This window comes from Novisyntrophococcus fermenticellae (assembly GCF_018866245.1).
In the GTDB taxonomy this organism is placed as follows: Bacteria; Bacillota; Clostridia; order Lachnospirales; family Lachnospiraceae; genus Novisyntrophococcus; species Novisyntrophococcus fermenticellae.
The window spans coordinates 1,827,949-1,854,611 of sequence record NZ_CP076458.1 but is presented as its reverse complement, the minus strand read 5'-3'; the positions used below and the strand labels follow the sequence as shown (position 1 = coordinate 1,854,611).

Genomic DNA, 26,663 nt, shown 5'->3' with positions numbered 1-26,663 from the left:
AATTCCGAACGTTGTTAAAATAATAACTAACCTTGTGGTCGCTTTAAATAAGGCATATAATAGAAATAGTGAGCTAATACTACGAAAGGAATCAAAAATCATGGGATTTATTGAGAAAATCAAAGAGAGAGCGAAGCAGGAAAAGAAAAAAATCGTATTACCGGAATCTGAGGACAGAAGGGTGTTAGAGGCTGCGGCTCAGATATTATCTGAGGATATTGCAGATTTGATCATCATCGGTTCTGAAGAGGCAGTTAAGAAGAACGGAGAGGGGCTGGATCTTTCCAAGGCTGTATTCGTAGATCCCGCCACATATGAGAAAACACAGATTTATATCGACAAGGTTGTTGAACTTCGTGCTAAAAAGGGCATGACACCTGAAAAGGCAAAGGAAACGATTTTGAACGATTACACATATTATGGGGTGATGATGGTTAAGATGGGAGATGCGGACGGACTTGTTTCCGGTGCCTGCCACTCTACCGCAAACACACTTCGTCCATGCCTTCAGATTCTGAAGACAAAACCCGGAACCAAGCTAGTGTCTGCATTCTTTGTTATGTCCGTTCCGGACTGTGCATATGGAGAGGATGGAGTTTTTGTATTTGGCGACTGCGGCTTAAACCAGAATCCGAATCCGGAAGAACTGGCTGCAATCGCAGGAGCCTCAGCAGAATCATTTGCCATGTTGGTTGGAAAAGAACCAAAGGTGGCTATGCTTTCTCACTCATCGATGGGAAGTGCAAAGCATGCGGATGTGGATAAAGTAGTAGAAGCTACGAAGATTGCAAAGGAGGAATATCCGGAATTAGCGCTGGATGGAGAACTGCAGCTGGATGCGGCCATTGTTCCGGACATAGGAGCGTCAAAGGCTCCTGAAAGTAAAGTGGCAGGACAAGCCAATGTTTTGATTTTCCCTGACCTGGATGCAGGAAATATCGGATACAAACTGGTTCAACGTCTTGCAAAAGCAGAGGCTTACGGTCCGATGACACAGGGAATCGCTGCTCCCGTCAATGACCTTTCCCGGGGATGCTCAGCAGAAGATATCATAGGTGTAGTTGCAATCACAGCCGTGCAGGCACAAAATCAATAAAAATCGGAGGAAACAGATAATGAATGTTTTGGTAGTAAACTGTGGAAGTTCATCTCTTAAATTCCAGTTAATTAATTACGATAACAGGGACGTGCTTGCAAAGGGAATCTGTGAGCGTATCGGCCTTGACGGAAGCTTTACGTATCAGCCAAAGGGCGGTGAAAAAGAAACTCTGGAGGCTGCTATGCCTACCCATGTAGAAGCGATACAGTTCGTACTGAATGCGCTGGTGAATGAAAAAACGGGTGTAATTAAGGATTTAAGTGAGGTAGATGCGATTGGACATCGTGTACTCCATGGTGGTATGAAGATTACACAGCCTGTCATCATCGATGATGAGGTCATCAAAGTCATCGAAGATTGTGCGGATCTGGGACCACTTCATAACCCGGCCAATCTCATGGGAATCAATGCCTGCATGAAACTGATGCCGGGTGTGCCGAATGTTGCCGTATTCGATACAGCATTCCATCAGACCATGCCTCCGAAGGCATATATGTATGGGATTCCCAGAGAGTATTATGAAAAGTACGGGATTCGTAAATACGGATTCCACGGAACCTCTCATAAATACGTATCCAAAAGAACAGCAGAATTCCTTGGCAAAGACATCAAGGATCTGAAAATCATCGTATGCCATCTTGGAAATGGTGCATCACTTTCCGCTGTAAAAGATGGAAAGTGTCTGGATACTTCTATGGGTCTCACTCCTTTGGAAGGCCTGATTATGGGTACCCGCTCCGGGGATATTGACCCTGCGGTTGTAGAATATTTGTGCAATAAAGAACATCTGACCCCATCAGAAGTTTTAAATATCCTGAACAAGAAGTCCGGTATGCTGGGCATGACCGGAATTTCCAGCGATCATCGTGATATCTGTGAAGCAATGGAGGAAGGCAATCAGGCGGCAATTGACTGCATGGATGCATATTATTACAGAATTATCAAATACATCGGTTCTTACATCGCTGCTATGGGTGGTGTGGATGTTATTACATTTACAGCCGGAATTGGTGAAAATGGAAATGCACTTCGTAAAGCACTTTGTGAAGCTTTTAGCTTTATGGGACTTGTCTTTGACGATGAGGCAAACCAGGTTAATAAGCAGGAGATAATTATCACCAAGCCGGAGTCTAAGATTATAGCATGTGTAATTCCTACGAATGAGGAAATCGCAATCTGTGAAGAGACTGTTGAACTGGTTACGGCAAGTAAACAGGCATAACAGTTCAGCCAAATTTGGTCTTGACAAGTTATCTTCGAGTGAGTATACTTTATAAAGTATGATTAGGAGAGAGTTATGCTGGTTGAATTAACTAAGGTGATGTTGCAGGACGGTAATACCTGTCAGCAGGCAGTCAATCTGAATCTGAAAAACATCGAAGTATTTGGAGAACATTTTCCGGTTACGGTAAGTGCTCCTGCAGAGCTTATGATCACGAATTCCGGAAAGGGAATATTAGTGATAGAGGTTCGGGCCGATGTTCAGGTGATGATACCGTGCGCAAGATGTCTGGAAGAAGTGAAGTATGATTTTGCACTTGATACTACGCGTAAGGTGGATATGAAGCTGAGCGCAGAAGAGATGGATGAGGCAGAAGAAGAGTACAACTTCATTGAGAAAAATCAACTGAATGTGGATAAACTGGTACAGAACGAACTCTTAGTCAATTGGCCGATTCGGGTGCTGTGTAAAGAAGACTGTAAAGGAATCTGCAGCCGATGTGGCGCTAATCTCAACCATGGTGATTGTGGCTGTGACAGAGAGGCGTTAGACCCGCGAATGGCTGCAATACAGGATATATTCAGCAAATTTAAGGAGGTGTAATTATGTCCATCTGTCCAAAGAATAAATCGTCCAAAGCCAGAAGAGACAAGAGAAGAGCAAACTGGAAAATGTCCGCTCCGAACCTTGTAAAGTGCAGTAAATGCGGAGAACTTATGATGCCGCACAGAGTCTGCAAGGCTTGTGGAACATATAATAAAAAAGAAATTATCGCTGTGGACTAATGCGAGTATCGAAGGGCTTTCCGGTCAACGGAGAGCCTTTTCACTTACACGGGTTTCGTCTCGTTTACAGAAAGGAAAAAATATGAATCCGGATTATATCACATTTACAATAGATGAGAAGAAGAATATCGCATTGATTGCGCATGATAATGAAAAGGCAAAACTGATTGAATGGTGCAAGGAAAACAAAGAGATTCTAAAGCATCATAATCTCTGCGGTACAGGAACGACTGCAAGGATGATTTCAGATCAGACAGGTCTGACGGTTAAAGCCTATAACAGTGGTCCCCTTGGCGGTGATCAGCAAATAGGGGCTAAGATTGTAGAAGGCAGGATTGATTTTGTCGTGTTCTTTTCCGATCCGCTGACTGCACAGCCTCATGACCCGGATGTAAAAGCGCTGATGCGTATCAGCCAGGTTTATGATATTCCGATGGCGATAAATAAGGCAACAGCTGATTTTATGATTCAGTCCAAATACATGACATCTACGTACGATCATGAAGTTATCAATTTTCGGAAGAATGTTCAGGAACGGGCTGAAACCCTTTGAAACAGGACTTTATACCGGCATTTATGGTGCAGGCTTATAGGGCAGTAATTGACGAAGCATTCAGTGCTGTGTTATAATGTGTCCAAAAATAAAGCGGATGTGTTTCTGGAACATTTATACAAAGGGGTTAAAGTAAGATGAAAGTAAAGAGGATAAATACAATAGCGGCGTTATGTTTAAGCGGAAGTATGTTGTTTTCGGGCTGTTCGTTTTCCGGGATAGCGGATAAGATTCTGGGACATACAGAGAAAACAGCGGAAGAGGACAAGACGTCTGAATCTGTGCAAAAGAGCGCAAATACAGTGGATCCAACTATGGAAAAGCCATCCTTTACTGTCAATCTGGAGGGTAGTGTTCAGTTTTCGGTGGGGAGTCAGGCCGCTCCGCTGACTGTAGAGGCTGCAGTGAATGATGGCGGCACAGTTACTTATCAATGGTATACAAACAATGTCAATGCAAATGGAGGCGGAGATAAGATTGAAGGTCAGACGCAGAATACGTTTGTTCCTGATACGACTGAAGAAGGTACGAGATACTACTACGTAGTAGCCACGAATAATAAGGATGGCAGTGTTACAAAGTCTACGAGTTCCACGATAGAGGTGCAGATTGTTCCGGAAGGCAATTGGGTGGAAGAGAACGGATTAAAGAAATATCAGCTTTTTGACGGTTCTTTTGTCACCGGCACATGGAAGGATATTGACGGAGGACACTATAATTTCGATGAGAATGGATATATGAGAACCGGCTGGTTCCAGGATGGAGATGGCTCCTGGTATTTTCTCAATCCGGATGGAACCATGGCAAAGGATGTGGAAATCGAAGGGTTTGCCATAGATTCCGAAGGAAAATCGGAGGCCAAAAAGCAGGCAGCGGAAGCCGAGGCGGCTGCACAGGCGGAGCAGTCCGCACAATGACGGAAGTATTACAAATAGAGTTGAAAGCAGGGAATGAAGACAATGGGTGAACTTGTAAAAGTTGCAGTGGATGCCATGGGCGGAGATTTTGCTCCGGCAGAGCCTGTAAAAGGCGCTGTGGATGCAGTAAATGAAAACGATGGAATATTTGTATACCTGGTTGGAAAAGAAGACGTGTTGAAGGCAGAACTGTCCAGATATACTTATCCGGCGGACAGAATCCAGACAGTACCTGCTTCGGAAGTAATTGAGACTGGAGAACCTCCCGTAAAAGCAATCCGCAGCAAGAAAGATTCCTCTATTGTGGTGGCTATGAATATGATTCGCCATGGGGAGGCAGATGCAATCGTATCCTCAGGAAGTACGGGAGCAATCCTTGTAGGCGGACAGGTGATTGTAGGGAGATTAAAAGGAGTGGAACGCCCACCTCTTGCTCCGCTTATTCCCACAGAGAAGGGAGCGTCGCTTCTGATTGACTGCGGAGCAAATGTGGATGCACGTCCTTCTCATCTGGTTCAGTTCGCAACTATGGGCTCTATTTACATGGAACATGTGGTTGGAGTAAAAAATCCCAAAGTTGCAATTGTAAACATAGGCGCAGAAGAGGAGAAGGGTAATGCACTGGTAAAAGAAACATTCCCACTTTTAAAAGCGAACAGGAATATTAATTTTATAGGGAGCATAGAAGCCAGGGATATCCCAAAAGGAGCAGCAGATGTTATTGTCTGTGAAGCATTTGTAGGAAACGTGATATTAAAGCTTTATGAGGGAGTTGGTTCTACATTGATTCATAAAGTGAAATCCGGCATGATGGTAAATCTGCGCAGTAAGATGGGAGCACTTTTGATAAAACCGGCACTTAAAGCTACACTGAAGTCTTTCGATTCCAGTCAGTATGGCGGTGCGCCATTGCTTGGGCTTAAGGGTTTGGTGGTTAAGACTCATGGCAGTTCAAAAGCGCTGGAGTTTAAGAACTCTATTTTGCAGTGCATTGATTTTAAGAATGAGAATATCAGTGAGAAGATTAAGGAACATATTTCAGATGAGAATGTTTCGGGGGAGGAAGATTAAAAATGGAGTTTACAAAGTTGGTTAGTATTATAGCGGATGTTTTAAATGTGGATACTGCGGAGATAACGGTGGATACTACATTTGTGGATGATTTGGGAGCGGATTCGCTGGATATCTTTCAAATCATCATGGGTATCGAAGAAGAATTCGATATTGAGATATCCAATGAGGATGCAGAGCAAATTGTATCTGTTGGAGATGCGGTTGAACAGATCAAAAAAGCAATTGGCTGAAATTGCTGTTCTACAGATAGAAATGGCATGGCAGCGTCTGTATGCTGATACTTGATCGCTGCTATGCCATTTTTGTTTTTTTGAAGTTAAGGCGGAGGAAGAAAGGTATATATGAAGAATTTTGATAAGATAAAGGATCTGGAGCAGAGAATTGGGTACCAGTTTGAGAACTTTGACCTTTTGATAATGGCCATGAGACACAGCTCCTATACGAATGAAAATAAGATGAGCAGGCTGGAGTGCAATGAACGGCTGGAGTTTTTAGGGGATGCTGTTTTAGAAGCGGTTTCTTCGGAGTTTCTGTATGCGCAGTATCCCAAAAAGCCGGAAGGAGAACTGACGAAGATGAGGGCCAGCCTGGTCTGTGAACCAACTTTGGCTTATGATGCGAGGGAGTTGAACCTGGGAAGCTATCTGCTGCTGGGAAAAGGGGAAGAAGCCACCGGAGGAAGAGGAAGGGATTCGATAACATCAGATGCGTTTGAAGCTGTAATTGGTGCAATTTTTCTGGACGGTGGTTTTGCTAATGCAAAAGAGTTTATTTTGGCTCATGTGCTGGATGATGTGGAGCATAAACAGCTCTTTTATGATAGCAAGACTATCCTTCAGGAGATTATTCAAGCTGAGAAGGAGGGTGATGTCACCTATGTAATTACCGGTGAACATGGTCCTGATCATGATAAAAATTTTGAAGCCGAGGTTCTTGTGGAGAAAGAGAGAATCGGCCGTGGCCAGGGAAGGACAAAAAAGGCAGCGGAGCAGCAGGCCGCTTACGATGCAATCTGCCAGATTAAGAAGAGTAGGTGACATATGTATTTAAAATCCATTGAAATGCATGGGTTTAAGTCCTTTGCAAACAAAATTGTGCTGGAGTTTCATGATGGTATTACCGGTATCGTGGGGCCAAACGGGAGCGGAAAGAGTAATGTGGGTGACGCAGTACGCTGGGTACTTGGCGAACAGAGTGCAAAGCAGCTGCGAGGCGGCAATATGCAGGATGTTATCTTTTCCGGTACGGAGGCCAGAAAGCCGCTTGGTTATGCATCAGTAGCTATTACTCTGGACAACTCAGACCATAAATTAAATATTGACTTTGAAGAGGTTACAGTTACCAGACGCCTGTATCGTTCCGGGGAAAGTGAATATCTTTTGAATGGCTCATCCTGCCGCCTGAAAGATATCAATGAACTCTTCTATGATACAGGTATTGGAAAAGAAGGATACTCTATCATCGGACAAGGTCAGATTGATAAGATATTAAGCGGTAAACCTGAAGAAAGAAGGGAACTCTTTGACGAGGCTGCAGGAATCGTGAAATTCAAGAGGAGGAAGTCTACGGCCCTTAAGAAACTGGCAGAGGAGCAGCAGAATCTGGTTCGGGTGACAGATATACTTTCCGAATTGACCAGGCAGCTGGGACCATTGGAACGGCAGTCTGAGTCCGCCAGAATTTATCTGAAGAAGAAGGAAGAGCTAAAAAAGCTTGACATTAATCTCTTCCTTCTGGAGATGGAACGTATCGAAGAGCAGATAGCACAAGTCAGTGCCAAATACGAAGCTTCCAGTCAGGAGCTGCAGGAATCGAACCGGAATTTTGAACAAACGAGGCAGGAATATGAGAAGCTGGAAGATGAATTGGATGACCTGGATGGGAAAATACAGTCGGCCAGGGATCAGACAAGCCAGAACACTTTGATGAAACAACAGTTGGAGAGTCAGATTGAGCTTCTGAAAGAACAGATACATACGGCCCGGATGAACCATGAGCATTATAAGACCAGGATTACAGCAATACAAGAAGAACTGGAAAGGCGTACTGAGGCGAGGACCGGGTACCAAAAGGAACAGGAAAATCTGGATATCTGTCTGGCTGAGGTAAGTGAAAAAAAGACATCCAAAGAACGGGAACTGGAAGAACTTCAAAAGAAAATAGAAGAGAATCATCTTGCGGTCGAAAACGGAAAGAATGATATCATAGAAATTTTAAATAAAAGAGGCTCTATTAAAGGAAAAATCCAGAGATATGACGCTATGCTGGAACAGATCGGCATCCGGAAAGCAGAGCTGAATCAGAAACTTCTCCGTCTGAAAAGCGATGAAGCACAGCAAGTCAATGCTCTGGAGGAACTGCAGGCGGCATATCAGGATATTAAAGAACAAGTGCGGACGGTTAAGGAGGAATATGAAGAGGCAGATCGCCAGATTGCCGGAATACAGGCTCTTCTTACAGAGCAGACCAGACAGATGGAGGTTGGGCAGACTGCTTACCACAGGGAAGAATCGCGTCTGGAGTCCCTGAAGAATATTACGGAGCGCTATGGCGGATATGGAAACAGTATTCGGAAGGTCATGGAGCAAAAAGACAGGAATCCCGGAATTCATGGTGTTGTGGCGGATTTGTTTAAGACGCAGAAGCAGTATGAGACAGCGCTTGAAACAGCACTTGGCGGAAGTATTCAGAATATTGTGACAGATAATGAAAATACGGCGAAATATCTGATTGAATATCTGAAGCGGGGAAGATTTGGGCGTGCTACCTTCCTGCCGCTTACAAGCATGAATAGAAAACAGGCATTTATCAATGAGGCTGCACTGAAGGAGGCGGGTGTCATCGGTATTGCCGCCAATCTCGTGGAATATGACAGTATTTATGAAGGCCTTTGCAGTCATCTGCTGGGACGCACACTGGTTGTGGATACCATCGATCATGCAATTGCTTTGGGAAGAAAATATAAACAATCCATACGTATGGTCACGCTCGAAGGTGAATTATTGAGTCCAGGCGGTTCGATGTCCGGTGGTGCATTCCGCAATAACAGTAATCTGCTGGGGCGCCGGCGGGAAATCGAGGAACTGGAATCCAGCGTGAAGGCATTGAAAAAGGATATGGATGCCGTACAGTCAGAAATCATGGAGAATCGAGGCAAACGAAATCGATTAAGGGATGACAGAACCGAGATTAATGAAAAATTACAGCAGCTCTACCTGCGGCAAAATACTGCAAAAATAAATATGAGCCAGGCCAGAGAAAAGACGGTGGATCTCCAGAGTGGGTTTACAGAACTTCAAAAAGAGGCTCTGGAAATTGAAGCACAGATTGGAGAAATCGGACGAAATAAGCGTATAATTGAGGAAGAACTGGAAGTCTCCAAAAAGATGGAGGACAAACTGGGAACAGAGATATCCGCCCGTCAGGAAGAACTGGATGCACAGATACGTGAAGAAAATGATAAAAATAAAATTCTGGAATCCATCCGCCTGGAATTTGCCAATGTGAAACAAAAATACGAGTTCCTGCAGTTGAATCTGCAGCGGCTGGATGATGAAATTATGCGTTTTCGAAAAGAGGAAGCCCAAATCAATCATGCAATGGAAGAAGAATCCGGCGATATTGGCAAAAAAGAAGGTGATATCCTGGAGGTTCAAAAGACCATTGAGGCAGCGGGGCAGGCGGGCGAAGAGAACACTGTATGGATGCAGCAGCTTTTGAAGAAAAAGGAGGAACTCAATCAGTCCCACAAGTCCTTTTTCGAAAAAAGGGAAGAACTTTCTAAACATATAAATCTGATGGATAAGGAGTGCTTCCGGCTGAACAGTCACAAAGAGAAGCTGGAGGAGACGAAGGAAACGCGGATTAACTATATGTGGGAGGAATACGAGATAACGCCTGGGCATGCCCGAAGCTGGCAGATGGAAGAGCCCGTGGAAGCCGGTGAAATCCGCAGACAGGTTGCCGTTCTAAAAGATGATATCAGGAAGCTTGGACCGGTCAATGTCAATGCAATTGAAGACTTTAAAGAGATTCAGGAGCGGCATACGTTTCTGCAGAATCAGCATACCGATCTTGTGAAGGCGGCGGAAACACTGCAGGGCATTATCGATGAGCTTGATACGGGTATGCGAAGGCAATTTACAGAGAAGTTTCAGGAAATTAAAATTGAGTTTGATAAAGCCTTCAAACAGCTGTTCGGAGGCGGAAAAGGGACACTTGAGCTGACCGAGGATGAAGACGTACTCGAAGCAGGCATTCGGATTATCAGTCAGCCCCCGGGGAAGAAGCTGCAGAATATGATGCAGCTCTCAGGAGGTGAAAAGGCTTTGACAGCTATTGCCTTGCTTTTTGCTATCCAAAATCTGAAACCATCTCCATTCTGCCTACTGGATGAGATTGAAGCAGCGCTTGATGATTCCAATGTTACGAGATTTGCCCAATATCTCCATAAGTTGACAAAAAATACGCAATTTATTATTATTACACATAGAAGAGGAACCATGAACGCTGCAGACCGTCTCTATGGCATCACGATGCAGGAGAAGGGTGTATCTACATTGGTATCCGTTAATCTTATAGAGAATGAATTGGATAAGTAATAGACCAAATGAGGAGGCAAGTGTATATGGCTGAGGAGAAAGTTGGCTTTTTTAAACGCCTGGTAAAAGGACTGACAAAGACCAGAGACAGTATCGTATCGGGAATAGATTCCATTTTCAGTGGATTCTCCAGCATTGACGATGATTTTTATGAAGAGATAGAAGAAATTCTGGTGATGGGGGATATTGGAATCAATACCACCACGGCAATTATAGAAAACCTGAAAAAGGAAGTAAATGAAAGACATATCAAGGAGCCCTCAGAATGCAAGCAGCTTTTAATTGACAGTATTAAAAAGCAGATGGCAGTAGGGGAGACGGCATATGAATTTGAACATCGCAAATCTGTAATTCTCGTAATTGGTGTTAATGGTGTGGGGAAGACTACATCTGTCGGAAAGTTGGCCGGTAAACTAAAAGAGCAGGGGAAAAGGGTTATCCTGGCGGCTGCAGACACCTTCCGCGCTGCTGCAGGGGAACAATTGACACAATGGGCCGGACGAGCGGGAGTAGAGATTATAGGCGGTCAGTCTGGGGCTGATCCTGCCTCTGTGGTCTATGATGCAGTTGCAGCGGCAAAAGCAAGAGATGCAGACATCCTGATTTGTGATACTGCCGGGCGTCTGCACAATAAGAAAAATCTGATGGAAGAGTTAAAGAAAATCTACAGAATACTGGAAAAAGAATATCCTGAAGCCTATCTGGAAACGCTGGTGGTACTGGATGGGACGACCGGGCAAAATGCACTTGCTCAGGCCCGTCAGTTCAATGAAGTGGCACACATAAACGGAATTATCCTTACAAAGCTGGACGGGACGGCAAAAGGCGGCATTGCAGTGGCAATAGAGTCCGAGCTGGATATTCCGGTCAAATATATTGGAGTTGGAGAAGGGATTGACGATTTACAGAAATTTGACTCACAGGAATTTGTGAATGCATTATTCAATATTACAGTCGATGCCTGAACAGTGTCGGCAATACCTGAAGATGAGATTATAGCCGTGCAGGCAGAAAGAGTGGGTAAAGATGGAAGAAAATGAGAACAAAGAACAGCCGCAATCTGAAATGCTGACCCTCGAGAAATTTGAGGAGGCATCAGATACTGTAAAACAGGTTATTCAGGAAACTAAACTGATATACAGCAAATATCTAAGTGACCAGACAGGAAACAAAGTTTACCTGAAACCGGAGAATATGCAGCTTACAGGAGCATACAAGTTAAGAGGCGCTTACTATACCATCAGTACGTTGCGTGAAGAAGAACGTAAAAAAGGTCTGATTACGGCTTCAGCAGGTAATCATGCACAGGGAGTGGCTTATGCGGCGCAGTGTTTTGGTGCAAAAGCGGTTATTGTAATGCCTACAACGACGCCCCTGATTAAGGTGGAACGTACGAAAAGTTACGGTGCGGAAGTAGTTCTGTATGGGGATGTCTATGATGAGTCATGCGCAAAGGCCTATGAACTTGCGTCAGAAGAAGGATATACCTTTATCCATCCTTTTGATGATCTTCGCGTGGCAACCGGGCAGGGAACCATAGCCATGGAAATTATTCAGGACTTGCCGCTCGTGGATTATATACTGGTGCCTATCGGCGGCGGCGGACTTGCAACCGGAGTCTCTACCCTGGCGAAGATGCTTAAACCGAATATTAAAATCATCGGAGTTGAACCTGCTGGAGCCGCATGTATGAAGGCATCTTTGAAGAATGCAAAAGTCACAACCCTTTCTCATGTGAACACCATAGCTGACGGCACTGCGGTTCAGACACCGGGCAGTAAGATATTCCCCTATATTCAGAAAAACCTGGATGATATCATTACCGTAGAGGATGAAGAGCTTGTGGTTGCATTTCTGGACATGGTGGAAAACCATAAGATGATTGTAGAGAATTCCGGCCTTCTGACAGTTGCAGCATTAAAACATCTGGATGTGAAAAAGAAAAAAGTGGTGTCTGTTTTAAGCGGCGGAAACATGGATGTCATCACCATGTCATCCGTGGTTCAGAACGGATTAATAGCCAGAGACAGAATATTCACCATCTCTGTTCTGCTGCCGGATAAACCAGGTGAACTCGTGAGAGTATCCAGTGTAATTGCTGCTCAGAACGGAAACATCATCAAATTGGACCATAACCAGTTCTTCAGTACCAACCGGACAGCTGCCGTTGAATTAAAGATAACACTGGAAGCATTTGGTACAGAACATAAGAAACAGATTATACGTGAACTTGAAAAGTCGGGCTATTGTCCAAAGATAACCCGCCCGAATTTATAGACGATATTAAAAATCTGACAGAGATAAGGAGAAAAAACATGGAAAAATCCAAGGTGTATTACACAAGTATGAGAACCGGACTTGATACGAATCTTCCAAAAAAATTAAAAAAGCTCATTTTAAAGGCAGGGATAAAAGACATTGATTTTGATAATAAATTCACTGCTGTCAAGATACATTTTGGGGAGCCGGGAAACCTGGCATACCTAAGACCCAATTATGCAAAAGTCGTAGTGGACACAATTAAGGAGCTGGGCGGAAAACCATTTTTGACTGACTGCAACACGCTGTATGTGGGAGGGAGAAAGAATGCACTGGATCATATGGAAAGTGCATACGAGAATGGATACTCTCCATTCTCAACCGGCTGTCATGTCCTTATCGCTGATGGCTTGAAGGGAACCGATGATTTAGAGGTTCCTGTGGAAGGCGGCGAATATGTGAAGGCGGCAAAAATAGGCAGAGCGATTATGGACGCAGATATATTTATCACGCTTTCACATTTTAAGGGGCATGAATCAACCGGATTTGGTGGCTGCCTGAAAAATATCGGAATGGGCTGCGGATCCCGCCGGGGCAAGATGGAGATGCACAGTGCCGGAAAACCTTATGTGGAACAAGAAGTATGTATCGGATGCAGACGCTGCACCAGGGAATGCGCACAGGATGCGATCACTGTGGAGAACAAAGTGGCATTCATAGATCATAATAAGTGTGTAGGCTGTGGAAGATGTATCGGCGTCTGTCCGCAGGATGCCATCTGCCCCGCTTCCGATGAATCCAATGATATTTTGAATTGTAAGATTGCTGAGTACAGCAAGGCTGTAGTTGCGGGAAGAAGCAATTTTCATATCAGCCTGGTCATAGATATCTCACCATATTGTGACTGTCATCCGGAGAACGATGCACCTATTGTTCCCGATGTCGGGATGTTTGCATCTTTTGATCCGGTAGCTCTGGATGTAGCCTGTGCCGATGCAGTGAATGCACAGCCGATTCTTCCGGGCAGCCTGCTGGATGAGTCCGAGCATGCGGGACACGATCATTTTGGAGCCGTATCCCCAACAACTAACTGGAGAAGCTGCGTGGAGCATGCCGAGAAGATCGGACTTGGAAGTATGGAGTACGAATTGATTGAAGTGGAATAAGGACATGACGTCAAGAAAAAATACTTGACAAGCCATAATACCTGTTGTATGATGCTAAAGGTGATGTTTTATGGATAAATTAATCGCGCAGACATTATTATATGATTTTTATGGTGAGTTGCTGACCGAACACCAACGCCGCGTATATGAAGATGTAGTTCTGAATGATTACTCGATAAGTGAAATAGCTGAGGCAGCGGGAATCAGTCGGCAAGGTGTTCATGATATGGTAAAGCGATGCGGCAGAATTTTGGAAGATTATGAATCAAAGCTGCATCTGGTCGAAAAATTCATTCACATCAAAGAGAATGTGAATTGGATTCGGGAATTGACACAAAGTGGCACGCAGTCCCAAGTGATGCGTCAGATAGAGGAAATATCCAAAGATATTCTGGAGGAATTGTAATAGATGGCATTTGAAAGTTTAACAGATAAACTGCAGAATGTATTCCGCAGCCTGAGGGGTAAAGGGCGTCTGACGGAAGCGGATGTAAAGACAGCCTTAAAAGAGGTAAAGATGGCACTGCTGGAAGCCGATGTCAATTTTAAAGTGGTGAAACAGTTTATCAAAGCCGTACAGGAACGTGCGGTGGGACAGGATGTCATGAACGGATTGAATCCGGGGCAGATGGTTATTAAAATTGTGAATGATGAACTGGTCAGACTGATGGGCAGCGAGACTACGGAGATAGCACTTAAGCCTTCGAATGAAGTCACTGTCATTATGATGGCGGGTCTGCAAGGCGCGGGCAAGACAACTACTACGGCTAAAATTGCCGGAAAACTGAAAGCCAAGGGGAGAAAACCACTGCTGGCGGCCTGTGACATCTACAGGCCCGCAGCAATTACCCAACTTCAGTTGAACGGCGAAAAGCAAGGTGTTGAAGTATTCTCTATGGGTGACAAGCAGAAACCTGTGAATATCGCAAAAGCGGCAATTGAGCATGCCAAAGCCAATAATTTTAATGTTGTAATTCTGGATACCGCAGGACGTCTGCACATTGATGAAGAGATGATGCAGGAGTTAATCATAATCAAAGAGACAGTACAGGTGGATCAGACCATATTGGTAGTCGATGCTATGACAGGTCAGGATGCTGTGAATGTATCCGAGATGTTTAATACAAAGGTGGGCATTGATGGAGTTATTCTCACAAAGCTGGATGGAGATACCAGAGGTGGTGCTGCTTTGTCCATTAAAGCAATCAGCGGTAAGCCGATTCTGTTTATAGGTATGGGTGAGAAGCTCTCCGATCTGGAGCAGTTCTATCCGGATCGGATGGCCTCCCGTATTCTGGGCATGGGAGATGTGATGAGCCTGATTGAAAAGGCACAGGAGAGCATCGACCAGGACAAAGCCAGAGAAATGGAACAAAAGCTTAAAAAAGCACAGTTTGGCTTTGATGATTATCTGGAAAGCATGAATCAGATGAAAAAGATGGGTGGAATCGGAAGTGTTCTTGGAATGTTCCCGGGGATGAATGGAAAGCTTCAGGATATTGAAGGTGCCATTGACGAAAAAGATCTGGCCAGAAAAGAGGCAATTATCTATTCGATGACCCCACAGGAAAGAGCCAATCCGGACTTGCTGAATCCTTCCAGAAAGGCGCGGATAGCCAGAGGCTGCGGACTGGATCTGGCTGAGGTAAACCGCTTTGTGAAACAGTTTGATCAGACCAGAAAGATGATGAAACAGATGCCAGGGCTGATGGGCGGCAAGGGTAAGAGACGCGGAGGTTTCAAACTGCCGTTTTAACCGGTAAGTTTGTTCTCATATAAAAAATGTAATTATTCACAGGGAGGTGAATGCAATGGCAGTAAAGATTCGTTTGAGAAGAATGGGACAGAAAAAGGCTCCTTTCTATAGAATCGTAGTGGCGGATTCCAAATCTCCGAGAGATGGAAGATTTATCGAGGAGATCGGGACATACGATCCAAATTGCGATCCAAGCGTATACAGCGTTAACGAAGAAGCAGCTAAAAAGTGGCTTGCTAATGGTGCGCAGCCTACAGAAGTTGTAGGAAAGATTTTCAAGCTGGCTGGTATTGAAAAATAAATACGGTGCGGAGGTGTCTTGTAATGAAAGAATTAGTAGAAGTAATTGCAAAATCTCTGGTTGAGAATCCGGACGAAGTGGTCGTTACCGAGACCGAAAGCGGGGATTCCGTATTGGTGGAATTGAAGGTGGCCTCTTCTGATATGGGTAAAGTTATCGGAAGGCAGGGGCGGATTGCCAAAGCAATCCGTGCGGTTGTAAAGGCTGCTTCTTCCAAATACGATAAGAAAGTTGTAGTAGAAATCCTTCAGTAAGTTTTATATGTTGAGGTGTTTTACGAAGGTGATACCCCTGGGAGAAACTTGTTACGACAAAGTTTTTCTTCCAGGGGTACACTGTTATTCCGGGAGGTTGGCATGGAAGAGTTTCTAAAGGTGGGGATTATCAGCTCCACCCATGGTGTACGTGGTGAAGTAAAGGTATTTCCCACAACTGATGATGTCCGGCGATTTAAGAAGCTGAAAAAAGTCTGCATAGATCCCGATACAGAAAGAAAATTTCTGGAGATAGAGGGTGTAAAATTCTTTAAGCAATATGCAATTCTAAAATTCCGGGGTATTGACATGCTGGACGATGTACTGCCCTACAAGGGCTGTGAGCTTTATGTGGAGCGAAAAGACGGGGTGCCGTTAAAAGCAGACGAATATTACATCGCGGATTTAATTGGGATGAAGGTATTTAATGAAGACGGAAAATTATTTGGCTCGTTAAAAGATGTGTTAGAGACAGGAGCCAATGATGTATATATTGTAGAAACAGTTGAACATGGAGAGGTTCTGATTCCAGCGATTAAGGACTGCATTCTGGAGGTGGATATAGAGAAGCAGAGAATGGTGATTCATCTCCTGGAGGGTCTGATATGAGATATCATGTGCTGACCTTATTTCCTGAGATGATTCATCAGGCAGCTAACACCAGTATAGTGGGAAGAGCCTTAAAAAATGGAGCCATTCATCTGGAAACCACAAATATCAGGGATTTTTCAGCGAATAAGCATATGCGTGTAGATGATTATCCTTATGGCGGCGGTGCCGGGATGGTTATGGAAGCAGAGCCTGTATTCAGGGCATATGAATCGGTAAAAGAAAAGGTTGGATATAAGCCCAGGACTGTATATCTGACGCCGCAGGGGAAAGTCCTGAATCAGACCATGGTGGAGGAGTTCGCATTGGATGAAGAGCTTATATTGCTTTGCGGACACTATGAAGGGATTGATGAACGGGTTCTGGAAGAAATTGTGACAGATTATGTATCTATTGGCGATTATGTGCTGACCGGCGGGGAACTGGGAGCGATGGTTATGATTGATGCCATATCCAGATTTGTGCCCGGCGTACTTTCCAATGAAGAATCCTCTCAGTTTGAGTCACTTCAGGATAATCTGCTGGAGTATCCACATTACACCAGACCGGAGATCTGGCATGAAAAAAAAGTTCCCGAAGTCCTGCTCTCAGGAGATCATAAAAGAATAGAGGCCTGGAGACATGAACAGTCCATCCAAAGAACGACAAAGAGGAGGCCTGATTTGTTTAAGAAGAGCTATCGGGTACACCTTGCTTTTTTCGGAAGCCCTGACCTTAAGAATCAGGCAGAAGAATTGTGTAATGCCCTGTCCAGATATGGAGAACTTCTGAACTTTAATCGAAAGAAATTAAGAAGACAAAGATACTGTTTTGAATGTCAGGACATGCTTCTTATTCTGGCAGATAAAGAAATAATTGAAAATCCAGGTGAGCCGGAGGCATTTTTAAATATGACAGGAAGAATGACTCCATGCTTTATACTGATTGCAGATGATGGCGGGCACCGGGAAAAGGTAGAACAAAAGTTACGGATATTGCTTGAATCTCAGGGATTCCTATATCAGGGCTCGCGTTTTCTGTCTGATTCCGGGAATTGCAGTCAGATAAATAAAATTGCTTTGGAGATACGAAAACAGCTGGAATAAAAAATTTGTTGCATTCTGTAAATACTTATAGTATAATAATCGATGTTGTTGGTGCGAGTTTGAGAATCTTAAATTTGCGCTGGAAAGAAGAGATGGTCCGCTGTCACGTTTATCGGTGATAAGAACATCCGGAATATAATTAAGGAGAGATAACATGAACGAAATTATTAAGAAGATTGAAGCAGAGCAGTTAAAAGAGAAGATGCCTGAATTCAGTGTCGGAGATACCGTAAGAGTACATGGTAAGATCAAAGAGGGTAATCGTGAGAGAATCCAAATTTTTGAAGGGATTGTCTTAAAGAAACAGGGCGGAAGTAACAGAGCCACTTTTACTGTTCGTAAGCAGTCTAACGGAATCGGTGTTGAGAAGACATGGCCGCTGCATTCTCCGAACGTAGAGAAGGTAGAGGTTGTAAGACATGGTAAGGTAAGACGGGCAAAATTGAATTACCTGAGAGGCCGTATCGGTAAAGCTGCAAAGGTAAAAGAGCTTGTTAAATAATGAATGATAGTAACTATTGAGACTATTTTTATTGTGTTTACTCCAAGAATCACAGGGACTTATACGCAGGTATATAGTCCCTGTTTTCGAATGAGGAAAAAGATATGGGATTCAGTCCAAGGTATGTAAAGGATTATTTTTTACAGAGCAAGGTGAAAGCAATTTTAATCTATGTAGTGGAGATTGCTTTGATTGTGCTGCTGGCAGCGGGAGTATCTTTCTTTTTCTGCAAAAGTATTGTGTTGCAGGAGGGTTCTATGGAACCCACGCTAAAAGCAGGCGACCGCGTTTTAATCAACTCAGCGTCCTATAAATTGTCTTCTCCCAAGCGAGGTGATATCATCGTATACCGCACCACAGAGGATGCAAAATCCAGTCTCCATGTCAAGAGAATTATAGGACTTCCAGGTGAAACAGTACAGATAAAGGATGGACAGATACTGATTGACAACAAAACCTATGTCGAGAAAAAAGGGTTTCCGGCCATCACGAATCCAGGTCTGGCGGAAGATACGGTCAAATTGGGAAGCGGAGAATATTTTGTGCTGGGAGATAACAGAAACAATAGTGAAGACAGCCGTCATGTGGACATGGGAAATATTAAAAAGAAAAATATTATTGGGAAACTTTGGTTTGTTGTGGCCCCTATGGACAGATTTGGCATCTTAAAAAAATGATTCGATTGTCAAAAACCCATCCCGGTTGTGGAATATCGGGGTGGGCTTTTGACAATCGAATAGGAGGAATATATGAATTATCAATGGTATCCCGGGCATATGACGAAGGCAAAGCGTCAGATGCAGGAAGACATAAAACTGATAGATCTGATCATTGAGCTGGTGGATTCACGTGTCCCTCTGGCATCCAGAAATCCAGATATCAATGAGCTTGGAAAGAACAAGGCGAGATTGATCCTGTTGAACAAGGCAGACCTGGCGGATGAGCGAAAAACCCTGAAGTGGCAGGAGTATTTTGAAAAACAAGGTTTCTATGTGGTGAAAATCAATGCCAGAAGCGGTGCGGGACTAAAAGCGATTCAAGGAGTTATTTCGGAAGCATGTAAAGAGAAGACAGAGCGGGATCAAAGACGTGGGATCAAAAACCGCCCGGTACGTGCTATGGTTGTGGGAATTCCCAATGTGGGAAAATCCACATTTATTAATTCTTATGCAGGAAAAGCCTGTACAAAGACAGGAAATAAACCTGGAGTAACCAAAGGAAAGCAGTGGATTCGTCTGAATAAATCCCTTGAGCTTCTGGATACTCCGGGTATACTCTGGCCGAAATTTGAGGACCAAAAGGTAGGACTTCGCCTGGCTATGATTGGTTCCATAAAAGACGATATCCTAAACGCACAGGAACTGGCGTTGGAGGAGCTTGGCTATCTTAAAGAAGAGTATCCCGGTGTTCTTCATCAAAGATACGGCATCCAGGAGTCGGAGGATGTGATACAGATGCTAAGGGAAATTGCTGATGTACGTAAGTGCATCTTGAAGGGCGGCGAACCTGATTACGAAAAGGCGGCGGCTATTCTTCTGGAAGAATTCCGTAATGGTAAGCTCGGAAGAATTTCTCTGGAGCAGCCGCCGGAAGGAACAAAAGATGAGTAAATCAATTGCAGAGATAAAAAGAGAATTTGAGCAGGCAGAGGAGTCCCGGGTGGATGATCTCTGCATCTGCTATAAGTCAGATTCACGCATTGGTGTACAGAATCTGCTTAGAAAAGCCAGAAAAGGACAGAGCCTCCTTATGAAAGAGCGGGAACGAACCGAATGCCTGAAGGAATTTGAAAGAAAATATGAACACTTAGGATATGTCTGCGGAATTGATGAGGTAGGCAGAGGACCGCTGGCAGGGCCGGTGGTGGCAGGAGCTGTCATATTGCCAAAGGATTGTCAGATATTGTACCTGAATGATTCCAAACAATTATCTGCCGGTAAAAGGCAGGAATTGTACGAGATTATTATGAAAGAGGCTGTCTCTGTTGGCATTGGATACAGCAGCCCGGCCAGAATTGATGAAATAAACATCCTGCAGGCGACTTATGAGGCCATGAGAGAGGCCATAGGAAAGCTCAGTCCACAGCCCCAGGTGTTGTTGAATGATGCGGTTACGATTCCCGAGGTGGTCATTCCCCAGGTTCCTCTTGTAAAAGGAGATGCCAGAAGCATATCCATAGCTGCAGCAAGTATAGTGGCAAAGGTCACAAGAGACAGACTTATGGTGGAATATGACAAAATCATGCCGGAATACGGGTTAGCCTCGAATAAAGGATATGGTTCTGCGGAACATATTCAGGCACTTAAAACATACGGGCCATGTCCCATACATAGAGCATCGTTTATCAGACATTTCTGCTGATGGAGGTACCATGAACAAGAGAGAAGTGGGAAGCAGGCAGGAGGAACATGCGTGCGAGTATTTAAAGGCGAAAGGGTATGAGATTCTGGATCAGAATTTTTTCAGCCGCTTCGGTGAAATTGATATCATAGCAAAGCAGAAAGATACGATTGTCTTTGCGGAGGTCAAATACCGGAGTGATACGAGGATTTCCTTTCCTGAGGAAGCTGTAGGATATAAAAAACGCAGAAGAATTATCAAAACTGCAGATTATTACAGAATAAAAAAAAGCATCCCGGAGGACAACCCCTGCCGGTTTGATGTGCTGGCCATTACAGAAGAAGGGATTGTCCACTATACAAATGCTTTTGGATATGATGGTAAAAGTTAAGCGTGTGTTTTCTTTGGCAATATTTTTTTATCTGCAAAAGGAGTATAAGGCGTGAATATCAGATGGAAAGATGTAAATCAAAAAAAGATGGAGGTTGTCTGTCGAAAAGGGGTGACTTATCTGGAGTTTCCTGAAATAACAGCAACGAATCTTGTGACACATGGATTTTCCACCCGTCTTGGTGGTGTGAGCGAAGGAATCTATGGGACTATGAATCTCAGCTTTACCAGAGGGGATGATGAAGGGAAGGTCAGGGAAAACTACAGAAGAATGGCCTCGGCTCTTGGAATCTGTATAGAGAGCATCGTTACTTCGGATCAGACGCATACCACCAACGTACGTCTTGTGCGCAAAGAGGACTGTGGAAGTGGGATAACGAAGGAGAGAAAATTCCATGATGTGGATGGATTGATTACAAATGTTCCCTTCGTTACACTTGTTACTTTTTATGCGGATTGTGTTCCGCTATATTTTGTGGATCCTGTACATAAAGCAATTGGTTTGTCCCATTCCGGATGGAAAGGAACGAAGGACAAGATGGGAAAGGCAACGGTAAAAGCTATGACACAGGCATTTGGAACCAGCCCCCGGGACCTTATTGCGGGCATAGGCCCTTCCATTTGCCAGGAATGTTATGAAGTGAGTGAAGACGTGATAAAGGCGTTTTCTGCAGCCTTTGATCAGAAGCTGCATCCGTCTCTTTTCTATCAAAAAGAAAATGGTAAATATCAGCTAAATCTGTGGGAGGCCAACCGGCAGGTGCTGTTGGAAGCAGGAGTGACAGAAGAAAGGATACAGAGGCCAAATCTGTGTACTTGCTGCAACCCGGATTTTTTATATTCTCATAGAGCTTCAAAAGGGAAAAGAGGAAATCTGGGAGCGTTTTTGATGTTGAAATGACAAATTTACATTAAAGGCTGGAATCCATAAATATCGTATTTGTGGATTCCAGCCTGTGTTGTAAGACTATTCTTTTATCTGCATTTCTCCAAAAGTTTTGTGATTTTCTTTGTAGTGGAGCGCACCTTATCCACGGAAACATCATGATTTAAAATATCAATAATACTTGCAATGTACTTACCCATGGAAGCCGGTTCGTACCATTCCCGGCCCAGCAGATTTGGTGTACGATAGGTCAGATCTGTTGTAATGATTTTTTCGATATATCCCTTTTTGTAAAACTCATCAAATTTCTCCAGTCCATCCGTAAAAAGGCCAAAAGTGGTACAGACGAATACACGGGCGGCTCCGCGCTCCTTTACCTGTTTTGCCACGTCCAGCATACTTTCTCCTGAAGAGATCATATCGTCAATAATAATGACGTCCTTTCCCATTACGGAATCTCCCAGAAACTCGTGAGCAACGATGGGATTCTTGCCATTTACGATTGTAGAATAGTCACGGCGCTTATAAAACATACCCATATCAACGCCCAGAATATTCGAGAAGTATACGGCTCTTGACATGGCTCCTTCATCGGGGCTTATAATCATCAGATGGTCATTGTCCAGGTGCAGATCAGGTACAGACTTTATCAATGCCTTCAAAAACTGATAGGTAGGCATGAAATTGTCAAAACCGGACAGAGGAATAGAGTTCATGACACGGGGATCATGTGCGTCAAAGGTTATGATGTTGGAAACTCCCATATTACTCAGTTCCTGCAAGGCCAGTGCGCAGTCAAGTGATTCCCGGCTGGTGCGTTTATGCTGTCTTCCCTCATACATAAAGGGCATGATTACATTGATACGGTGTGCCTTTCCGTTCGCCGCAGCGATGATACGCTTCAGGTCCTGAAAGTGATCATCCGGAGACATGTGGTTGGTATGACCGAAAGCTTTGTAAGTGATGCTCCAGTTGCAGACGTCGACCAGCAGGAACAGATCGGCACCTCTTACAGAATCCATTAATCTTCCTTTTGCTTCACCTGTTCCAAAACGGGGGCAGTCACAGTTTATAAGAAAAGAATCCCCGACATAACCGGACAGATTTAACCTGCTGTTATGATGAGAGATTAAGTCTTTTCTGAATTGAACCAGATATTGATTGATGGTTTGCGCCATTTCTTCACAGCCTTTCAGAGCGGCCAGCTTTAATGGGGCAACCGGAATTGAGTTCTCAAGTGGAACTAAGTTTGCCATAGCATCCTCCAAAATATGTTGTTCTTTTGTAATCCCAATGTTGTCCTTTTTCATGCAGACATGAAATGTACAACTTTTTGACCTTCGTATCATATCATTAAACCAAATCCTCAGTCAAGGTAAAAGAGGCGATTCTATATTTGAATTTACTTGCTTTTTAGAGATGGAATTGTTATTATTATTACGATACGGAGGCAAAATGAAAGAAAACAAACATATTATTAAGACGATAGAACCCGGCAGTATAGCCGAAGAGATGGAACTGGAGCCGGGAGATGAAGTGTTTACAATCAATGGTCAGATGGTTGAGGACGTTTTTGATTATCATTATCTGACGAATGACGAATATATAGAATTAGGTGTTCGGAAAGCTGACGGTGAGGAGTGGGTTCTGGAGATCGAAAAGGAATATGAGGAGGATCTTGGAATCACTTTTGAAAGCGGGCTTATGGATGAATACCGCTCCTGCTGTAACAACTGTATCTTCTGTTTTATCGATCAGATGCCGAAGGGCATGCGGGAAACGCTTTATTTTAAAGACGATGACAGCCGTCTCTCTTTTCTACAGGGAAACTATGTCACCCTGACCAATATGAGTGACCACGACATAGACCGGATCATACAATATCGCCTTGCGCCCATCAACATCTCGTTTCATACCACAAACCCTGTGCTCCGGTGCCGGATGCTGCATAACCGGTTTGCCGGGGATATTTTTCCAAAGGTACAAAGGCTGTTTGATGCGGGAATAGAGATGAACGGGCAGATTGTATTATGTAAAGGAGTCAATGACGGGGAAGAGCTTGAGCGGAGCATCCGTGAGTTAAGCGGATACCTGCCATTTCTGAGAAGTGTTTCTGTGGTGCCTGTAGGCCTGTCACGTTACAGAGAGGGACTTTATCCGCTGAAACCATTTACAGAAGAGGATGCGCAGAAGGTTCTGGAAATCATTCACAGGTGGCAGAATAAGCTTTACCCTGAATATGGACTTCACTTTATCCATGCTTCTGACGAATGGTATGATTTGGCCGGTTGGCCGATTCCCGGAGAAAAAGCATATGATGGATATCTCCAGCTGGAAAATGGCGTGGGGATGCTGCGGCTCTTAAAGACGGAAATCATGGATGAGCTGAAGCTCCGGACCGGTGATGGCCGGACAAGAGAGCTTTCTATAGCCACCGGAGTATTGGCCGCTCCTTATATAGAGGAATATGTTTTGAAAATCAGGGAAAAATATCCGGAGATCCATGTGAATCTATATCCTGTCAAAAATGTTTTCTTTGGAGAGCGTATTACAGTTTCAGGACTGATTACAGGTCAGGACCTGAAGGAACAACTCCGGGAAAAGGAACTGGGGAACAGGCTTCTGATTCCCTGTAATATGCTGAGGCAGGGAGAAAATGTTTTTCTGGACGATATGACTGTAGAAGAGCTGGAAAAAGCTTTGGATGTATCCATCGCCGTGGTGGATGAGCCCGGGAAAGAATTTGTAAAAGCCATAGTGGAAGAAGATATGGTGATGACGCATAGAAGGAGAAAGATGTATGAGCAAACCGATAGTAGCAATTGTGGGCCGGCCGAATGTAGGTAAGTCCACACTTTTCAATGCCCTGGCAGGAGAAAAAATCTCGATTGTCAAGGACACACCGGGTGTGACACGAGACCGCATTTATGCGGATGTAAACTGGCTGAGCCACACGTTCACTCTAATTGATACAGGAGGTATTGAGCCGGAGAGTAAAGATATTATTCTTTCGCAGATGCGGGAGCAGGCACAGATAGCCATTGATACGGCAGATGTGATTATCTTTATCACAGATGTGAGACAGGGGCTGGTAGATTCTGACTCCAAGGTGGCAGACATGCTTCGCCGCAGTAAAAAACCGGTGATTCTGGTTGTTAACAAGGTAGACAATTTTGAAAAGCACCTTCTGGACACATATGAATTTTATAATCTCGGAATTGGCGAGCCTGTTCCAATTTCTGCTTCAGGCAAACTGGGTCTTGGAGACATGCTTGATGAGGTGGTCAGCCATTTTGACACAGAGATGACAGATGAAGCGGAAGATGATATTCCCAGAATCGCCGTTATTGGAAAACCGAATGTGGGGAAATCTTCTATCATTAATAAACTCCTGGGTGAAAACAGGGTGATTGTATCCGATATAGCAGGAACAACACGAGATGCCATTGACACGGTTATTGAGCATAATGGCAAAGAGTATACATTCATAGATACTGCGGGCCTGCGCCGTAAAAGCAAAGTCAAGGAAGAACTGGAACGTTACAGCATTATACGTACGGTGACGGCCGTGGACAGGGCGGATGTGGCAGTCCTTGTGATTGATGCGGCAGAGGGTGTGACAGAACAGGATGCAAAGATTGTGGGGATTGCTCATGACCGGGGAAAGGGAATTATAGTAGCGGTCAACAAGTGGGATGCAATTGAAAAGGATGATAAAACAGTTTATAAGTTTACAAACCGTGTAAGAGAAACGTTGTCATTTATTCCTTATGCTGAGATTCTTTTTATCTCTGCTGAAACGGGCCAGCGGCTTGTCAGGCTGTTTGATACCATAGACATGGTATTGGAAAACCAGACTATGAGGATTCAGACAGGTGTTCTTAATGAAATAATGACTGAGGCTGTGGCACTTCAGCAACCGCCGTCAGACAAGGGGAAACGGTTGAAATTATTTTACATTACTCAGGTTTCCGTGAAACCGCCGACCTTTGTTATCTTTGTAAATGATAAGGAATTGATGCATTTTTCCTATACCAGATACCTTGAAAACCGTATAAGAGACACTTTTGGTTTCAGAGGTACCTCTCTAAAGTTTATTATCAGGGAGCGGAAGGAGAAATAGATGGAACGAATTATATGTCTGATTATAGGATATTGCTGCGGTCTGTTTCAGACTTCATACATCTATGGAAGGATGCATGGAATAGATATCAGAAAATATGGAAGCGGCAATGCGGGAACAACGAATGCGCTCAGAACGCTGGGCCTGAAAGCCGGTCTGATTACGCTTCTGGGGGACTGCCTCAAGTGTATCGTGGCTGTTTTAATTGTGAGAGTGGTTTATGGGAATTCCCATCAGGATATCGTAAGGCTGCTTGGCTTATACGCGGCAACAGGTACCATACTCGGACACAATTTCCCATTCTACCTGAATTTTAAAGGGGGTAAGGGTATCGCTGCCACAGCCGGCCTGATTATCTCTTTTGACTGGAGATTGACACTCGTGGAAATTGTGGTGTTTTTCAGTATTTTTCTGATTACACATTATGTTTCACTAGGGTCACTTCTGGTCTATATTGTATTTGTGGCAGGCATGATTTTTATGGGGCAGACGGGGAGACTTGGTTTGCCTTCTGAATACATACCGGAGATGTATATACTGGCGATTTTACTGGCTATGCTGGCGTTCTGGCAGCATCGGTCCAATATATTAAAGCTGATAAAGGGTACGGAACGAAAGACTTATCTAAAGAAATCGAAAACGGGAGAAGCATCGAAGGATATGAAATGATGCCAGGGTCAAAAGGTCATAACAATCCGTGCATCATAGGGGTCAAAAAAGCCCCGGAAAGAAAGGTGAAGA

General features: G+C 44.1%; 28 protein-coding genes and 1 pseudogene. 28 read left to right on the top strand and 1 reads right to left on the bottom strand.

Annotation, left to right across the window (positions count from 1 at the left end; all coding sequences use genetic code 11):
• Positions 1–100: 100 nt before the first annotated feature.
• From pta to pgeF, 25 genes and pseudogenes are all read left to right on the top strand, one after another.
• Entirely contained in the window at positions 101–1,096 is a 996-nt protein-coding gene (gene pta, locus KNL20_RS08400) for a phosphate acetyltransferase (protein ID WP_230397335.1), read from the top strand.
• Between the two features lie 19 nt (positions 1,097–1,115).
• Positions 1,116–2,321, top strand: a complete 1,206-nt coding sequence (locus KNL20_RS08395) for an acetate/propionate family kinase (RefSeq protein WP_230397334.1) — start codon at positions 1,116–1,118, stop codon at positions 2,319–2,321.
• Between the two features lie 75 nt (positions 2,322–2,396).
• A complete protein-coding gene (locus KNL20_RS08390) occupies positions 2,397–2,924 on the top strand; it encodes a YceD family protein (RefSeq protein ID WP_230397333.1) in 528 nt (175 codons plus the stop codon).
• A gap of 2 nt (positions 2,925–2,926) precedes the next feature.
• Positions 2,927–3,106, top strand: a complete 180-nt coding sequence (gene rpmF / locus KNL20_RS08385) for a 50S ribosomal protein L32 (protein WP_230397332.1) — start codon at positions 2,927–2,929, stop codon at positions 3,104–3,106.
• 82 nt (positions 3,107–3,188) lie between these two features.
• The gene (locus tag KNL20_RS08380; protein WP_230397331.1) at positions 3,189–3,659 is read left to right on the top strand and encodes a methylglyoxal synthase; all 471 of its coding nucleotides are present in this window, start codon (positions 3,189–3,191) and stop codon (positions 3,657–3,659) included.
• A 137-nt stretch (positions 3,660–3,796) separates the two neighbouring features.
• Positions 3,797–4,576, top strand: coding sequence for a hypothetical protein (locus tag KNL20_RS08375; protein ID WP_230397330.1), 780 nt, complete (start codon positions 3,797–3,799; stop codon positions 4,574–4,576).
• A 42-nt stretch (positions 4,577–4,618) separates the two neighbouring features.
• Positions 4,619–5,647: a phosphate acyltransferase PlsX gene (gene plsX / locus KNL20_RS08370; protein ID WP_230397329.1), complete on the top strand. Its 1,029-nt coding sequence runs from the start codon at positions 4,619–4,621 to the stop codon at positions 5,645–5,647.
• A 2-nt stretch (positions 5,648–5,649) separates the two neighbouring features.
• Entirely contained in the window at positions 5,650–5,880 is a 231-nt protein-coding gene (gene acpP / locus KNL20_RS08365) for an acyl carrier protein (RefSeq protein ID WP_230397328.1), read from the top strand.
• Positions 5,881–5,991: 111 nt separating this feature from the next.
• Positions 5,992–6,687, top strand: a complete 696-nt coding sequence (gene rnc, locus KNL20_RS08360; protein WP_230397327.1) for a ribonuclease III — start codon at positions 5,992–5,994, stop codon at positions 6,685–6,687.
• Positions 6,688–6,690: 3 nt separating this feature from the next.
• Positions 6,691–10,251 carry a chromosome segregation protein SMC gene (gene smc, locus KNL20_RS08355; protein WP_230397326.1) on the top strand — a complete coding sequence of 1,187 codons (3,561 nt, stop codon included), beginning with the start codon at positions 6,691–6,693 and terminating at the stop codon, positions 10,249–10,251.
• Between the two features lie 26 nt (positions 10,252–10,277).
• The gene (ftsY, locus tag KNL20_RS08350) at positions 10,278–11,216 is read left to right on the top strand and encodes a signal recognition particle-docking protein FtsY (RefSeq protein ID WP_230397325.1); all 939 of its coding nucleotides are present in this window, start codon (positions 10,278–10,280) and stop codon (positions 11,214–11,216) included.
• 100 nt (positions 11,217–11,316) lie between these two features.
• Positions 11,317–12,528, top strand: a complete 1,212-nt coding sequence (gene ilvA, locus KNL20_RS08345; RefSeq protein WP_230400073.1) for a threonine ammonia-lyase — start codon at positions 11,317–11,319, stop codon at positions 12,526–12,528.
• Between the two features lie 38 nt (positions 12,529–12,566).
• Positions 12,567–13,676: a DUF362 domain-containing protein gene (locus tag KNL20_RS08340; RefSeq protein WP_230397324.1), complete on the top strand. Its 1,110-nt coding sequence runs from the start codon at positions 12,567–12,569 to the stop codon at positions 13,674–13,676.
• A gap of 70 nt (positions 13,677–13,746) precedes the next feature.
• Entirely contained in the window at positions 13,747–14,082 is a 336-nt protein-coding gene (ylxM, locus tag KNL20_RS08335) for a YlxM family DNA-binding protein (protein WP_230397323.1), read from the top strand.
• Positions 14,083–14,085: 3 nt separating this feature from the next.
• Positions 14,086–15,432, top strand: a complete 1,347-nt coding sequence (gene ffh, locus KNL20_RS08330; RefSeq protein ID WP_230397322.1) for a signal recognition particle protein — start codon at positions 14,086–14,088, stop codon at positions 15,430–15,432.
• Between the two features lie 55 nt (positions 15,433–15,487).
• The gene (rpsP, locus tag KNL20_RS08325) at positions 15,488–15,733 is read left to right on the top strand and encodes a 30S ribosomal protein S16 (protein ID WP_230397321.1); all 246 of its coding nucleotides are present in this window, start codon (positions 15,488–15,490) and stop codon (positions 15,731–15,733) included.
• 23 nt (positions 15,734–15,756) lie between these two features.
• Positions 15,757–15,987, top strand: coding sequence for a KH domain-containing protein (locus KNL20_RS08320; protein WP_230397320.1), 231 nt, complete (start codon positions 15,757–15,759; stop codon positions 15,985–15,987).
• Between the two features lie 102 nt (positions 15,988–16,089).
• Positions 16,090–16,596, top strand: coding sequence for a ribosome maturation factor RimM (gene rimM, locus KNL20_RS08315; RefSeq protein ID WP_230397319.1), 507 nt, complete (start codon positions 16,090–16,092; stop codon positions 16,594–16,596).
• A pseudogene (trmD, locus tag KNL20_RS16260) lies at positions 16,593–17,273 on the top strand (tRNA (guanosine(37)-N1)-methyltransferase TrmD); the annotation flags it as partial. The gene rimM and the pseudogene trmD, both read left to right, overlap by 4 nt.
• Positions 17,274–17,835: 562 nt before the next feature.
• Positions 17,836–18,183, top strand: coding sequence for a 50S ribosomal protein L19 (gene rplS, locus KNL20_RS08305; RefSeq protein ID WP_230397318.1), 348 nt, complete (start codon positions 17,836–17,838; stop codon positions 18,181–18,183).
• 104 nt (positions 18,184–18,287) lie between these two features.
• Positions 18,288–18,860, top strand: coding sequence for a signal peptidase I (lepB, locus tag KNL20_RS08300; protein WP_230397317.1), 573 nt, complete (start codon positions 18,288–18,290; stop codon positions 18,858–18,860).
• A gap of 72 nt (positions 18,861–18,932) precedes the next feature.
• Entirely contained in the window at positions 18,933–19,793 is an 861-nt protein-coding gene (gene ylqF / locus KNL20_RS08295; protein ID WP_230397316.1) for a ribosome biogenesis GTPase YlqF, read from the top strand.
• Positions 19,786–20,544 (top strand): ribonuclease HII, encoded by a 759-nt coding sequence (locus tag KNL20_RS08290; protein ID WP_230397315.1) that lies wholly within the window; start codon positions 19,786–19,788, stop codon positions 20,542–20,544. The genes ylqF and KNL20_RS08290 overlap by 8 nt, the downstream gene beginning before the upstream one ends.
• Positions 20,545–20,554: 10 nt before the next feature.
• A complete protein-coding gene (locus tag KNL20_RS08285) occupies positions 20,555–20,914 on the top strand; it encodes a YraN family protein (RefSeq protein WP_230397314.1) in 360 nt (119 codons plus the stop codon).
• Positions 20,915–20,965: 51 nt separating this feature from the next.
• A complete protein-coding gene (gene pgeF, locus KNL20_RS08280) occupies positions 20,966–21,814 on the top strand; it encodes a peptidoglycan editing factor PgeF (protein ID WP_230397313.1) in 849 nt (282 codons plus the stop codon).
• Positions 21,815–21,888: 74 nt separating this feature from the next.
• On the opposite strand, the gene KNL20_RS08275 is transcribed toward pgeF, so the two are convergent.
• A complete protein-coding gene (locus KNL20_RS08275; RefSeq protein WP_230397312.1) occupies positions 21,889–23,055 on the bottom strand; it encodes a ribose-phosphate pyrophosphokinase in 1,167 nt (388 codons plus the stop codon).
• 199 nt (positions 23,056–23,254) lie between these two features.
• Between KNL20_RS08275 and KNL20_RS08270 the strand changes: the two genes are divergently transcribed.
• From KNL20_RS08270 to plsY, 3 genes are read left to right on the top strand one after another with little or no spacing between them, the layout of a single operon-like run.
• Positions 23,255–24,646: a DUF512 domain-containing protein gene (locus tag KNL20_RS08270; RefSeq protein ID WP_230397311.1), complete on the top strand. Its 1,392-nt coding sequence runs from the start codon at positions 23,255–23,257 to the stop codon at positions 24,644–24,646.
• Positions 24,600–25,922 carry a ribosome biogenesis GTPase Der gene (gene der, locus KNL20_RS08265; RefSeq protein WP_230397310.1) on the top strand — a complete coding sequence of 441 codons (1,323 nt, stop codon included), beginning with the start codon at positions 24,600–24,602 and terminating at the stop codon, positions 25,920–25,922. The genes KNL20_RS08270 and der overlap by 47 nt, the downstream gene beginning before the upstream one ends.
• Positions 25,923–26,591: a glycerol-3-phosphate 1-O-acyltransferase PlsY gene (gene plsY, locus KNL20_RS08260; RefSeq protein WP_230397309.1), complete on the top strand. Its 669-nt coding sequence runs from the start codon at positions 25,923–25,925 to the stop codon at positions 26,589–26,591.
• Positions 26,592–26,663 lie beyond the last annotated feature (72 nt).